12 protein-coding genes and 1 tRNA gene are annotated in these 12,252 nt (G+C 70.9%); 6 read left to right on the top strand and 7 right to left on the bottom strand.

Annotated features, from left to right (window positions below):
• Position 1 precedes the first annotated feature (1 nt).
• The 5 genes from E3328_RS00170 to E3328_RS00150 all read left to right on the top strand — a co-directional run bounded on the left by E3328_RS00170 (position 2) and on the right by E3328_RS00150 (position 5,124).
• Entirely contained in the window at positions 2-1,672 is a 1,671-nt protein-coding gene (locus E3328_RS00170) for an electron transfer flavoprotein subunit alpha/FixB family protein (RefSeq protein ID WP_135362616.1), read from the top strand.
• 2 nt (positions 1,673-1,674) lie between these two features.
• Positions 1,675-3,342 (top strand): FAD-dependent monooxygenase, encoded by a 1,668-nt coding sequence (locus tag E3328_RS00165; RefSeq protein ID WP_135362615.1) that lies wholly within the window; start codon positions 1,675-1,677, stop codon positions 3,340-3,342.
• 39 nt (positions 3,343-3,381) lie between these two features.
• On the top strand, positions 3,382-3,780 hold the full coding sequence (locus E3328_RS00160; RefSeq protein ID WP_135362614.1) for a DUF8055 family protein: 399 nt from the start codon (positions 3,382-3,384) through the stop codon (positions 3,778-3,780).
• A gap of 109 nt (positions 3,781-3,889) precedes the next feature.
• Positions 3,890-4,621, top strand: a complete 732-nt coding sequence (locus tag E3328_RS00155; protein ID WP_135362613.1) for a GNAT family N-acetyltransferase — start codon at positions 3,890-3,892, stop codon at positions 4,619-4,621.
• A gap of 149 nt (positions 4,622-4,770) precedes the next feature.
• Positions 4,771-5,124, top strand: a complete 354-nt coding sequence (locus tag E3328_RS00150) for a DUF7344 domain-containing protein (protein ID WP_135362612.1) — start codon at positions 4,771-4,773, stop codon at positions 5,122-5,124.
• 53 nt (positions 5,125-5,177) lie between these two features.
• On the opposite strand, the gene E3328_RS21635 is transcribed toward E3328_RS00150, so the two are convergent.
• Positions 5,178-5,342 (bottom strand): DUF8014 family protein, encoded by a 165-nt coding sequence (locus tag E3328_RS21635; RefSeq protein WP_167837258.1) that lies wholly within the window; start codon positions 5,340-5,342, stop codon positions 5,178-5,180.
• Positions 5,343-5,622: 280 nt separating this feature from the next.
• Here E3328_RS21635 and E3328_RS00145 point away from each other — a divergent pair, with 280 nt between their 5' ends.
• Entirely contained in the window at positions 5,623-5,967 is a 345-nt protein-coding gene (locus tag E3328_RS00145) for a hypothetical protein (protein ID WP_135362611.1), read from the top strand.
• Between the two features lie 6 nt (positions 5,968-5,973).
• Here E3328_RS00145 and E3328_RS00140 read toward each other — a convergent pair whose 3' ends face one another.
• The 6 genes from E3328_RS00140 to E3328_RS00115 all read right to left on the bottom strand — a co-directional run bounded on the left by E3328_RS00140 (position 5,974) and on the right by E3328_RS00115 (position 12,205).
• Positions 5,974-7,371 carry an FAD-dependent oxidoreductase gene (locus E3328_RS00140; RefSeq protein ID WP_135362610.1) on the bottom strand — a complete coding sequence of 466 codons (1,398 nt, stop codon included), beginning with the start codon at positions 7,369-7,371 and terminating at the stop codon, positions 5,974-5,976.
• Between the two features lie 310 nt (positions 7,372-7,681).
• A tRNA-Ser gene (locus E3328_RS00135) sits at positions 7,682-7,765 on the bottom strand.
• Positions 7,766-7,860: 95 nt separating this feature from the next.
• The gene (locus E3328_RS00130; RefSeq protein ID WP_135362609.1) at positions 7,861-8,619 is read right to left on the bottom strand and encodes a glycosyltransferase family protein; all 759 of its coding nucleotides are present in this window, start codon (positions 8,617-8,619) and stop codon (positions 7,861-7,863) included.
• 87 nt (positions 8,620-8,706) lie between these two features.
• Complete coding sequence (locus E3328_RS00125; protein ID WP_135362608.1) at positions 8,707-10,341, bottom strand: M61 metallopeptidase family protein; 1,635 nt, start codon at positions 10,339-10,341, stop codon at positions 8,707-8,709.
• A 79-nt stretch (positions 10,342-10,420) separates the two neighbouring features.
• The gene (locus tag E3328_RS00120) at positions 10,421-10,963 is read right to left on the bottom strand and encodes a DUF5804 family protein (protein WP_135362607.1); all 543 of its coding nucleotides are present in this window, start codon (positions 10,961-10,963) and stop codon (positions 10,421-10,423) included.
• 24 nt (positions 10,964-10,987) lie between these two features.
• Positions 10,988-12,205 (bottom strand): tRNA sulfurtransferase, encoded by a 1,218-nt coding sequence (locus E3328_RS00115; RefSeq protein ID WP_135362606.1) that lies wholly within the window; start codon positions 12,203-12,205, stop codon positions 10,988-10,990.
• Between the last annotated feature and the right edge of the window lie 47 nt (positions 12,206-12,252).

Below are 12,252 nucleotides of genomic sequence, written 5' to 3'. Positions count from 1 at the left end.
CATGCCCGAGATAGACCCCACAGACCACGAGATAGCCGAACTGGGCCCGGAGATCAAGGACATCGACGACGCCGACGAGCTGCGGGAGATGCTGGAGCTGGAGGAGGAGGGCGAGGACCGCGCTCCCGTCAAGACGCTCATCGAGGACCGCATCGAGAAAGTCGAGGGCGACGACGGGGAGGTCGACCCCGAGTCCGTCGACCTCGAGGACCTGACCGTCGCGGACATCGCCAACATGGTCCGCGACATCGACGACGTGGCGGTCCTCGAAGACCTGCTCGAACGCGAGAAGGAGGGGCAGGACCGCAAGACTGCGAAGGGCCAGATCGAGGACCGCATCGAGTCCGTCGAGGGCAGCGGCGAGGAGGAGGGCGAGGAGCTGGAGTACGTCCCGCCCGAGGAGAAACACCCCGACCTCGACCACCCGACCAACGACAAGCAGTGGGTCGAGAGCCTCGAAGACGCCGAGTACCGCGACATGTGGGTCTACTGCGAGACCCAGCACGGCGAGCTCATCGACGTGTCGATGGAGATGCTCGGCAAGGCCCGCCGGCTGATGGACGACTACAACGACCAGTACGGCGGCGACGAGGACGGCGAGCCCGAGGACGTGGTCGCGGTCCTCATCGGCGACGAGGTGAGCGACCTCACGGAGCAGGTCATCGAGTACGGCGCCGACCGGGTCGTCTACCTCGAAGACGACCGGCTGGAGCGGTTCCGGCACAAGCCGTACACGGAGATCTTCTGCTCGATGGCCCGCGCGGGCGGGCAGGTGGCCGACGAGGGCCACGAGGACGTGGACTGGAAGGACTACGACGAACCCCGGTACACGGTGTTCCCGGCGACGAACAACGGCCGGGACCTCTCGGCGCTGGTGCAGGGCGAACTCGACTCGGGGCTGGCCTCGGACTGCTCCGGACTCTACATCGAGGAGGCGATGATCTCCAACCCGGCCAAGACCGGGAAACCGGGCGACAGCAAGGAGTTCGAGCGCATCCTGCACATGAAGCGCCCGGACTTCTCCGGGTTCGAGTACTCGACGATCCTCTGTATCGACAAGCCGTTCCGGGACTTCCACCCGCAGGGCGCCTCCGTCATCCCGGGCAGTTTCGACCTGCCCGAGCCCGACCCCGAGCGCGAGGGCGAGGTGGTCGAGTACGGGATGGACCTGGACGACGAGTGGTTCCAGGTCGAGGTGACGGAGTTCGACACGCTCGACTCGGGCGTCGACCTGACCGGCCACGACGTGGTCGTCGCGATGGGTCGCGGCATCGGCGACGCCCCGACCGAGGGGATCGAGCTCGGGCTCGACCTCGTGGACGCGTTCGACGACGCCGCGTTCGGCCTCTCGCGGGGGGTGATCACCTCCTCGTACAACTTCGAGGGCCACGTCGAGAGCTACATCGGCGAGGACCGCCAGATCGGCGAGTCCGGGCAGGTCGTCGAACCGGACGTGTACATCGCCGCGGGCATCTCCGGGGCGATCCAGCACAAGGTCGGGATGGACGAGTCGGACACGATCATCGCGGTCAACACCGACCCCGACGCGGACATCCGCGGCTTCTCCGACTACTTCATCGAGGGCGACCTGTTCGAGGTGTTGCCCCGCTTGACCGAGGCGGTCGAGTCGGGCGAACTGGCTGCGGCGGTCGCGGAGGCGAGCGACGACTGACAATGACGGACGACTACGAACACTACGAGGCGGTCGTCGTCGGCGCCGGCCCCGGCGGCGCGGCGGCGGCCGCCACGCTGGCGCGCAACGGTATCGAGACGCTGGTCCTGGAGCGGGGCGTCGACGCCGGCTCCAAGAACGTGTCCGGCGGACTCCTCTACGCCGAGGAGTCCTCGCCGTACACCATCGACGAGCTGTTCCCCGGCTTCCGCGAGGCGGCCAGCGACCGTGAGGTCACCGACCACTACATCCACAACGTCGCCGGGCGGAACGTGAAGACGTTCGACCTCGGGGACCTGCACCACCACGACACCGAGTGGGCCGACTCCGTGCTCCGGCGGAAGATGGACTCGTGGCTCGCCCGCGAGGTCCACGAGATGACCCGCGAGACCGGCGGCGGCCTCCTGACCGAGGTCCGAGTCAACGGCCTGCTGCGGGAGGGCGCCGAGATCGTCGGCGTCACCTGCGACGAACTCGATCCCATCAGGGCGGACGTGGTCATCGCCGCGGACGGCGTCAACTCCGAGCTGGCCCGCGACGCCGGCCTGATGGACTGGGAGGAGCCCGACGAGTGGTTCCAGGGCGTCAAGGCGGTCGTCGACATGCCCGACGGCGCCATCGAGGACCGGTTCAACGTCGACGAGGACGAGGGCGTCGCGCACCTGTTCTCGGGCGATCTGTTCCGGAACGTCCGCGGCGGCGGGTTCCTCTACACGAACGACGAGTCCCTGTCGATCGGGACCGTCTTCCACCTGGACTCCATCGCCGACGAGCGCGCCGAGCCCCAGCAGCTGCTCGACGGACTGCTGACTCACCCGCTACTGGCGGACTGGCTCGGCGACGACTACGAGGAGCTGGAGTACTCGGCGAAGCTCGTCCCGGACTCGAAGAAGGTGGCCCACCCCTCGCCCTACAGGGACCGGCTCCTGCTCGTGGGGGACGCGGCCGGGCAGATGCAGGCCCAGGGGCCGATCATCAAGGGGATGAACCACGCCGTCACCGCGGGCGCGCTCGCCGCCGAGGCGTTCGTCGACGCGAAGTCCCGCGGGGACACGTCGGCGGCGGGCGAGCGCTACGTGGCGAAACTGGAGAACGAGGGCGTGATGGACAAGCTCCGGCCGACCCGCTACAGGACGCTCGGCAAGCTCGGCGAGGTCGGCCCGGTCGCCTCGGCGATGAACGCCGTGGCCGACTCGGCCGTCGGCCGCGCGGCCGTCTCGGCGCTCGGGGATCGGGCCGAGTCGCTGTTCAACTCCCCGTTCCTGATGGGGATGCTCCCCGACACGCGGATGGGCTACGTCACCGTCCCGACCGTCATCGCGGAGGAGCTCGGCGAGCCCGTCGAGGGGGTCAACACGGTCGAGCCGCCGGAGCTGGACGACCGCATCGGCGACCTGACCTACGACATCGACGAGGGCAACCCTCACATCGAACTGCGGGACAACTCCTTCGCCGCCAGCGGGACGGCCGTGACGGCCTGTCCGGTCAGCGCGAAGGACTTCGGCGGGGGCTGCTACCGCGACGAGTACGTCGGGTCGAACGGCACCGAGGAACACGTCGTCAGCCTCGACACCCAGCCCTGCGTGGAGTGTGGCACCTGCGCCGTCGTCGCCGACACGGACTGGACCCACCCCCGCGGCGGCAAGGGCGTCGAGTACGAACAGGGCTGACACCGTCGCTCCCGACTCTCACGTCCCCTCTCTCACCCCATGCCATCACAGTACCGCGACCGCATCGACGAGCTGGCCGACGAGGCGGCGGCCGCCCGCGAGTCGTTCGATCCGCCGGCAGACCCGCCCGACGAGGAGCGCGCGATGGCGTTCTGCCGGGAGGGGGTCGGCGAAGCGGTCGCCGTCTACGTCGACGCCCGCTCGGGCGAGTGGGACCGCTTCGGCGAGGCGGAGTTCGAGCGGCTGGAGCGGGCGCTGAACACCTACCTCGAACTGTACGCCCGCTGTTACGGCGTCGACCTGGCGACCGACCACTCCGTCCGCACGGCCGCCGAGGCGCTGCTCGACACCCACGACGTCGCCGACGTGGCCCGGATCCTGACCGGCGTGCCCGAGCGCGACGGCGATGCGTCCGGGACGGGACCCGGCGAGTCCTGACGGCGAGCGAGTTCCCGGCGAAACCGCAACGGACCTTCCTCGCGCCGGACGTATTCTATCTCGATCAACCGTGATAAACGCTAAGTATCGTGGCGTGGTATCATCCCACATGGAACTCACAGCGGAGCTCTCGTTCGACCACGACGACCGGCGCGACATCTACGACTACGTCGAGCGCCACGGGTCGGTGAAGCCCCAGAAGGCCCGGCGGGCGCTGGACATGGAGCCGCGGGCGTTCGGCCACCACGTCGCCATCCTCAAGCGGGACGGCGTCCTGCTGGAGTCGGAGGGGGAGCTGCGGATCGCCCACGACGACGAGCTCGAGACGGAGTTCAGTTCGGACGGGCTCCAGGTGACGATCCGCCGCGCCCGCGAGGAGGACCTGACGGGGCTCGTGGGCGTGATCCGCCAGGCCATCGGCGACGGGACCTACGTCGACGCCGAGACGGTCGCCGACGTGGTCGAGTCCGAGGAGGTGCTGTTGCGGCACAACGAACTGCAGTCGCGCGTGTTCTTCGTCGCTACCGTCGACGGCGAGGTCGTCGGCTGGGTCAACCTCACCACCCACGAGACCGAGAAGCTCGACCACACGGCCGAGCTGACGGTCGGCGTCCTCGAACAGTACCGCGGCCACGGCATCGGGGGCGAACTCCTCGAACGGGGCGTCGAGTGGGCCAGCGACAACGGCTACGAGAAGATCTACAATAGCGTCCCCGACGCCAACGAGGGCGCCATCGACTTCCTCGAAGCCCACGGCTGGGAGGTCGAGGCCGTCCGCGAGGACCACTACAGGATCGACGGCGAGTACCTCGACGAGGTGATGCTCGCGACGACGGTCTGAGGTCGGGTGTCGACGACCCGCCACCCGCAGTTCGCGGCCCGTCCGTCAGTCCGTCGTCCGGCGGCCGGGTGACCGACCTGTCGATTCGGCTACGGTCTCCGGGTTAGCACGGTAGTCTTTTATACAGCGTTTCCACAAAGTCGTAGGCGATGACGGCCGACGACGGGGACGAAGACGACGAGTTGGACACGGCCTTCGAGTTGCTCGCGGACCGGCGGCGACGGGCGGTGATCGAGGTGCTCCGCACGGCGCCCCGGGGAGCGCTGGAACTCCCGGCGCTCGTCGAAGCGGTCGCCACCGAGTGTGGGGTCGACGCCGACGCGCTCCGCTCGACCCTCCACCACCAGCACCTCCCGAAACTCGACGAGGCCGGTATCGTCGACTTCGACCGCGAGGAGGGCGTCGTCAGCTACGACCCCCACCCGCTCGTCGAGCGCTGTCTCGACGTGGCCCAGTCATACCGGTCGGACCAGTGGATGCGCGGCTCCTCGGGCCCGGACTGACGGCGGCTCGCCTCGCCCGGCTCGCCGCCGACCCGTTTCCGACCCGCCACCGCTCAGGGCCACTCGTCCTCCTGGCCGTCGAGCGGGTCCGCGACCACGCCGTCCTGCCGTGCGATCACCCGCGCGTGGCCGGCGCAGACCCGCCGGTTGTCGGCCCAGGGGACGTGCAACTCCACGACCGCCTCGGCCCCGCAGCCGTCCTCCGCGCACTCGACCATACCCGACCTACGGGCCCCGCGACGAGAGTCTTTGGTGGGCTCCGGGACGTTCAGTACAGGCCATCTTTTTGCCGGCGGAGTTTCCTCGGTCGCTCCGCTCCCTGCGGGGAACCCCGCCGGCAAAAACATGGGTGAAAAAGGCCACCTCCGCCGTCTCCGACGGCTCCGGTGGTCGAACCGCGCGCCACAGGCGCGCGGATGCCGACGGTAAGTACGCACGTCGAATCGAACGGACAGGTCGGCCAGAAGACCTTTTCCCCGTCGCACCGAACGTCCGACGATGGCCCGAACAGTCGACCTCTCGGTGCCCCGCTGGGTCCGCGTCGTCGCGGTGTTCTTCCTGCTGGGTGGCGTCGTCGTCACCGGCGCGGCGGCCCTGCTGGACCTCCTCGTCGAGGGCCTGGGACTGGCCGAGAACGCCTACGTCCCGAGCCTCGCGCTGGCCATCGTCGCCTACCTCGTCGTCTGTGCGGTCTGGTTCGCGCGGACCACCGAAACCGGGGAGAGCTCCGTCTGGTCGGCGATCCCCGACTCGCAGTACACGGGCCGCCACGCCGAGAGCGGCGGGATCGCACGGAAGGAACAGGAGGACGCGATCCGGGAGCTGCAGGACGGGGAGGAGTAGCGGTTTTCAGTCGTCGTCGGCGGCGACGCCGGCCGCGCCGTCGGCGTCGACCGACGGGCCGCCGGCGTCGGCGGTCGGGAAGTGGCCGATGGTCTCGGCGCGGAACGCCTCCTCGTCGAAGGCGTAGTCGCCGTCGAGGAAGTCGACGACGGTGCGGGCGTCCCGCATTGCGTTCTTCAGGCAGGTCGAGGCGCCCGGCGATGGGGTGATGTTGAAGATGATGTCCTTGCCGACGATCTTCGCCTCGCCCATGTCGAGCGAGCGCTCGCTCGTGTCGACGATCTGCGGGCGGACGCCGCCGTAACCCTCCGCGCGCTCGATGTCGTCGAGCTCGACGCTCGGGACGACCTTCTGGACGTGGGGCAGGAACTGCCGGGGGCCGACCTCCGGCAGATCGTAGACGAGGTTCCGGAGGACGTAGGGCAGGAGCACCCTGTCGGAGAGGATGTTCGCGTAGCTGAGAAACGCCGCGGCGTTCAGGCCGAACACGTCGAGGAAGTCCGAGACCGTCGAGATCCGGCCCCGCTCCAGCGTCGGGACGAGCTTGGCCGTCGGGCCGAACCGCGTGATCGACCCGTCGTGTACGTCCGCGTCGCCGTGGACCGCGGCGAAGGGGAGCTTCTTCATCTGGAGGGTGTAGACCTTCCCGTTCAGCAGGTCGTCGGCGAGGAAGAAACTCCCCGCGACGGGCAACAGCACCTTGTCCTGGCCGTAGCCGAGTTCCTTGGCGATCTGGAGGCTGTGGGAGCCGGCGGCGACGACCGCCGCCTCGCACTCGAAGTCCCCCTCGGAGGTCGCGATCTCGTAGCCCTCGCGGGTCGGTTCGACGCTCGTGACTTCGGTCCCGGTGTAGATGTCGACGCTCGCCTCCTCAGCGGCCTGCTCGACGAACGACTTCGTCGTCATCCCGTAGTCGACGACGTAGCCGTCCGGCGTCTGGAGCGCGCGCATCTCCACGTCGGGGTCCCGCCCCTCGACGACCTTCGGTTCGAGGTCGGCGATCTCCTTGCGGCCGATGGGCCGGAGCTTCGGGAACAGCTCGCCGAAGCCCTCCTCGTCGTAGCGGCGGTCGAGCTGGGCGACCTCCTCCTCGCCCACGCCCAGGACCATCTTGGACCGCTTCGAGTGCATCTCCCGGTCGGAGTCGTGGTGTTCGAGGTAGCCCGCCAGCAGTTCGGCGCCCTCCTTGACCTCCCGGGCCTTCTCCAGCGTGTAGTTGGTCTCGATGTCGCCGAAGTGTAGCGTCTGGGAGTTGTTCGTCCGATGGGAGTTGATCGCGGCGACCTCCGACTCCTTCTCGACCAGCGCGATGGAGTCGATGTCCGTGAACTTCGCCGTCGTGTACAGGAGCGATGCCCCACTGATTCCACCGCCGACGATAACCAGGTCGTAGCTGTCTGACATTGTTACGCGGTCGCTATCTCCATCGGTGTGCTCCTCCCTCATAACTCGTCTTCTTTCGGCCGCCATATCGACGGTCGTCGAACCAGTATTCGACTCCCGAGGCGCTCACGCGGCGATCGAGCGGGTCGAGGGGTGCCGGGCGCGGTCGCTCACCGCCGGGAGCGACACGGCAGAACACGGTGGGAAGGGGATTCGAACTCGATGCCAGACCTCCCCTCGTCGGTCTGCCGTAGTTCAAATCCCGCCGCCGCGATCGTCGCTCACGCTGGCGAGCACACGAGGCGCTCGCCGGTGTGTTCGCGACAGGAAGCGGTGGGAAGGGGATTTGAACCCCTGGGTCCGTGAGGACACCTGCTCTCAAGGCAGGCGCGTTAGGCCACTTCGCTATCCCACCGCGGTCGGGGGTTCTCGCCGTCGACCCTAAGGCCTGTCGGTCAGCCCCGCGGGACGCCCTGCGTCCCGCGACCATCGCGGCGATCGGGTCGCCGCTCAGTCCCGCCCGACCGCGAGGCCGTCCGCCGTCGCGGTGGCGACCAGCCCGATGTCCTCGACGACCGCCGCGGTGTGGGGCGGCACCCACAGGTCGGCCCGGCCGCGGGCCCGGAGCTGGGAGACCAGCGTCGCGAAGCCGCCGGGCGTCTCCGCCACCGGGAGTGTCTCCAAGAAGTCCACGTCCAGGCCCGCGTCGCGGCCGCGGTCGGTCAGCGTCTCGACCGCCGGCTGGGCGAACGCGTCTTCGAAGTCGACCGGCTCGGTGAACGCGGCGTAGGAGACCCGGCCGTCGGTCGCCGGGCCGAGGACGACCTCCGACTGCCGGAGCTTCATCGCGGCGCTGTCGACGATTCGGCGCTGGACGAAGGGGGCCGACGGCCGGACGACCGCCGCGCTCTGGACCGCCTCGCGGTCGAGCAGGTGCGTGACCGTGTTGCCGACGCGGGCCGACAGCGACGAGCCGACCTGCACCTCGTAGCGGGGGGCGTCGGGGTCGTCGAGCGCGGGGGCGAGCATCGAGCGCACCGCGTCCAGCGACTCCTCGTCCTCGGCGGGTTCGGTCGGGTCGTCGGCCCCGACGGGCAGGTAGTTGACGAGGAGGTCGCCGCCGCTGGCCCGGACGGCGACCGCCACGTCGCGGGCCATCGCGGCGTAGAGGTCTGCCGCCTCCGCGGCGGTCACCGCCCCGCTGTCGACGAGGCGGTCGAGGACGGTCCCAGGCTCGGGCGGCCTGACGAGCAGGGCGACTGTGGTCATACCCGGATCGCGGGCCGACTGCACCTTGAAAGCGCCGTTCCGGGCCGGTCCCGTCCGGGACGGCGCCGCCCCGCTCCCCGCCCGGCGCTACCCCGTCGTTCCGCTGCCCGCCCCGTCCGTCGGCGAGGCGGTCGCATCCCGCGCAGTCGCGTTCGCGGCGGTCGCGTTCCCGAGCGTCCCGTTCCCGACGGCCGGCGTCGAGTAGGGGTCGGTCGGGTCGGTCCCGAGGCGGAGTTCGACCCCGTCGTCGACGCCGTCGGCGTCGGTGTCCGCGACGAACGGGTGGGTCCCGTTCGCGCGCTCGGCCGCGGCTGTCAGTCCGTCGCCGTCCGCGTCGAACTCGCCGCCGGGAGCGGTGTAGGCGTAGGGCGACGCCGGCGGCGAGACGGGCGCGCCGCCGCGGACGTGGTCGTCCAGCCACTCGCGGTGGGACTCGCCGCTGGCGTTGGCGACGGCGGCGGCGAACACGTCGAACGTGACCAGCCCCTCGTGGTCGTTCAGCCGGCGGAAGACCGACTGGAGGGTCCGGTTCCCGCCGGTTGACGCCCGGATACGGCCGTCGAGCGCGGCGAGGACGCGGGCGCCCTTCGCGTAGGGGACGTACGTGGTCGACCACGACGAGCGGTCCGACAGCGTCGCGTTCGCGCCGCGTTCGGTCCCGAGCCTCGCGCGGAACCGGTCGAACTCGCCGGGTCGCGTCGGCGGCACCCGGACCGAGAGGACGGCGGCGTAGTAGCTCGCGCTCGCCTCGCGGAACCACGTCATCTCCTGGCCGAGGACGAACGACTGGCGCGTGTGGACGTACTCGTGGATCCAGGTGTTGGGCGGGACGCCCGCGTCGGAGCCGGCCGACACCCAGAAGTCCTGGCCGTCGCCGGTCCCGAGCGCGGCGGTCCCGCCGTGGCGGAGCGGCCGCGGCCCCGCGAAGGCGTTGACCACCTCGTCGCGGGCGCCGACGCGGAGCTGGTCGGCGGCCACCGACAGCACGCGGAGCACCCGGTCGGGCTCGTCGGCCAGGTCGGCGGTCGTCGGCCGGACCAGCCTGATCCGCTGGGCGGTCGCGTTGGTCGTCGACGCCTCAAACTCGCCGAGGTAGACGATCGACGGGCCGGCGAAGCCGCGCTGGTCGGCCCCGACGCGGGTGCGGCGGTCGACGCGGGCGCTCGGCGCCCAGGAGTAGACCCACCGGTCGCGGCCCGCGTCGCGGTAGGCGAAGTCGGTCTGGGGGTTGGCGAGCGCCCAGTCGCCGGTGTCGACCCACCGCAGGCCGCCGAACTGCCGGCTCGACCGGTTGACCCCGACCCGGAGCCGCACCGACGGGTCGGTCGTGTTCCCGTCCCAGACCCAGCGGCCGTTCGGCCGCTCCGCGAACCCGGTCGCGTTGACCACTCGCCCGCGGGTGTAGTTGTAGACGACCAGCGCCGAGACGTTCGCCCCGACCCGGTAGCGCTGGGTCGCCAGGATCGTCCCCGACGCGTTCGGCACCTGCCGGTAGGTGACCGTCTGGACGACCGCGGGTGCGGTCTCGTTGTCCCCGACCGAACCCGCGGGCCCCGGATCGGCCGCCCACCCGGTTTCGCCGACCCACTCGGATCCGTCCACTCCCCACGGCGCGGGGGAGCCGGGCCCGCCGTCCGTCCGGACGCCACCCGCCGGTCCCGGGAGGACGCTCGCGAGCGCGAGCACGACCACGACCCCCGCGACCGATCGGGGCGATGACACACTAGCCGTGTGTGACAGCGCGTCGCATAAATCTGCTGGCGGCACGGTCCGGCCGCGGCGAGCGGCCGAACGGCCGGCCTCAGGCGCCGAACTCCGACTCGGTGACGCGCTCGACGACCGTCTCCGCCACGTCCCGGAGGTCGTACTCCGGAACGTCCCCGCCCGTCCGCGTGACGTACATCGGCTCGACGAGCCGTCCGGGTCCGTCGGCGTCCCGGCCGGCGGTCGGCCCGTCGTCGGCGGCTTCGGAGCCGTCGCCCGCGTCGGTCTCCTCTCCGGCGGCGCTCGCCGGTTCGAGGCCGTAGATCTTGAGGAAGCGGGCGGCCTCGTCGGGGGCGACGGCGTCGTCCCGGAGCGCCGTCGCGAGGTCGCGGGAGAGCCACTCCTCCTCGCTGACGCTCGGTTCGAGCACCATCGCCTCGTCGACGAACCGGACGAGGTACCAGTCGAGGTCGTTCAGCAGCGCCACCGCCGCCCCGAGGCTCACGGTCTCCAGGCCGACCGCGTTCGCGAACGGCTCGCGCAGGTCGTAGGTGGCCAGCGCCTCGCGGGCGGTCTCGCGGGAGAGCAGCTCGTAGCGGAGGTTCACGTCCTCGTCGCCGACCAGACACACCCGCGTCATGCTCGGGTCGAGACGCGGGCGCCCCTAAGCGGTTTCGCCTTCCGGGGGGTCGCCGACGCCGCCGCCGTCGAGGACCTCGACCCCCTCGGCGACCTCGCGGGCCCGCTCCGCCAGGCCGTCGGGTTCCCGCTCCTCGATCTCGCCGACCCGCGCCCGCGTCTCGGGGTAGTCGGGCGCGAGCCGCTCGCAGCCGGCCGGGATCGTCGACTCGTCGAACGTGCCGATCTCGTCGGCGCGGGCGGTGATGTCGGTCTTGTCGACGGTCAGCAGCGGCCGGTGGACCGGCAGGTCGACCGCGGCGCTCGTGACGGCGAGGTTGGCCGTCGTCTGGCTGGACTTCTGGCCGACCGCCTCGCCGGTGACGACCCCGACGGCGCCGTACTCCTCGGCGACGGCCGCCGCGACCCGGAGCATGAACCGCCGGAGGACGAGCATCCGCCCGGCGTCGACGGCCTCGGCGATTTCGGCGACGGCGTCGCCGGCCGGCGCCACCCGGAGGCGCATGTCGTAGTCGGGCGCGTAGGGGGCCAGCGCCTCGGCCGTCGAGACGGCCCGCGCCCGGTGGTCGACCCCGCCGTAGTCGCCCAGGTCGACGTACAGCGGGACGACGGGCGCGCCGCGTTTCATCGCCTCCCAGGCGGCGACCGGAGAGTCGATCCCGCCGCTCAGCAGGGCGACGAGCGGATCCTGGGTCCCGAGCGGCAGTCCGCCGGGGCCGGCCCGCTTCTCCAGGAAGACCAGCGCGTCGTCCGCCCGGCAGTCGACGAAGAACTCGGTGTCGGGGTCGTCCAGATCCACCTCGGGGTCGACCCCCCGAGATTCGGCGGCGTCCCAGACGGCGCTGCCGCCCTCGCGTTCGATGTCCGCGCTGGAGAAGGGGTGTGCGGACTCCTCGCCGGCCCGCCGCGCGGAGACGCCGAAGGTTCCCCCGTCGTAGCCCTCGCGGGCGGCCTCGGCGAGTCCCTCGCGGACGGATTCGAGGGTCGCGTCCACGCGGGCGGCCGGACTGGCCGAGACGACGCCGAACGTGTCGGCGGCCGCGGCCGTGACGCCCTCGGGGTCGTCGGTGTGGAGCCACAGGCGGAAGCGCCGCTGTTCGATCTCGGCGTCGAGCCCGCGGTCGTCGAGGACCGCACGGAGGTTCTCGCGGAGCCGCCGCTCCATCTTCGCGCTCACGTGCTGGCTCTTGGTCCCGATCTCGCCGTGGCGGACCACGACCACGTCTGCGCCCGGCGGGTGCATGGCTACCCGTTGACGACCCCGCGTATAAACAGCCTTCGTACGGCGGC

This window comes from Halosimplex halophilum (genome assembly GCF_004698125.1).
GTDB classification, from domain to species: domain Archaea; phylum Halobacteriota; class Halobacteria; order Halobacteriales; family Haloarculaceae; genus Halosimplex; species Halosimplex halophilum.
This window is presented reverse-complemented; position numbering and strand designations above follow the sequence as displayed.

Coding starts and splice junctions, on each gene's coding strand:
- E3328_RS00170 (WP_135362616.1), top strand. CDS start 2: ATGCCCGAGATAGACCCCACAGACCACGAGATAGCCGAACTGGGCCCG.
- E3328_RS00165 (WP_135362615.1), top strand. CDS start 1,675: ATGACGGACGACTACGAACACTACGAGGCGGTCGTCGTCGGCGCCGGC.
- E3328_RS00160 (WP_135362614.1), top strand. CDS start 3,382: ATGCCATCACAGTACCGCGACCGCATCGACGAGCTGGCCGACGAGGCG.
- E3328_RS00155 (WP_135362613.1), top strand. CDS start 3,890: ATGGAACTCACAGCGGAGCTCTCGTTCGACCACGACGACCGGCGCGAC.
- E3328_RS00150 (WP_135362612.1), top strand. CDS start 4,771: ATGACGGCCGACGACGGGGACGAAGACGACGAGTTGGACACGGCCTTC.
- E3328_RS21635 (WP_167837258.1), bottom strand. CDS start 5,342: ATGGTCGAGTGCGCGGAGGACGGCTGCGGGGCCGAGGCGGTCGTGGAG.
- E3328_RS00145 (WP_135362611.1), top strand. CDS start 5,623: ATGGCCCGAACAGTCGACCTCTCGGTGCCCCGCTGGGTCCGCGTCGTC.
- E3328_RS00140 (WP_135362610.1), bottom strand. CDS start 7,371: ATGTCAGACAGCTACGACCTGGTTATCGTCGGCGGTGGAATCAGTGGG.
- E3328_RS00130 (WP_135362609.1), bottom strand. CDS start 8,619: ATGACCACAGTCGCCCTGCTCGTCAGGCCGCCCGAGCCTGGGACCGTC.
- E3328_RS00120 (WP_135362607.1), bottom strand. CDS start 10,963: ATGACGCGGGTGTGTCTGGTCGGCGACGAGGACGTGAACCTCCGCTAC.
- E3328_RS00115 (WP_135362606.1), bottom strand. CDS start 12,205: ATGCACCCGCCGGGCGCAGACGTGGTCGTGGTCCGCCACGGCGAGATC.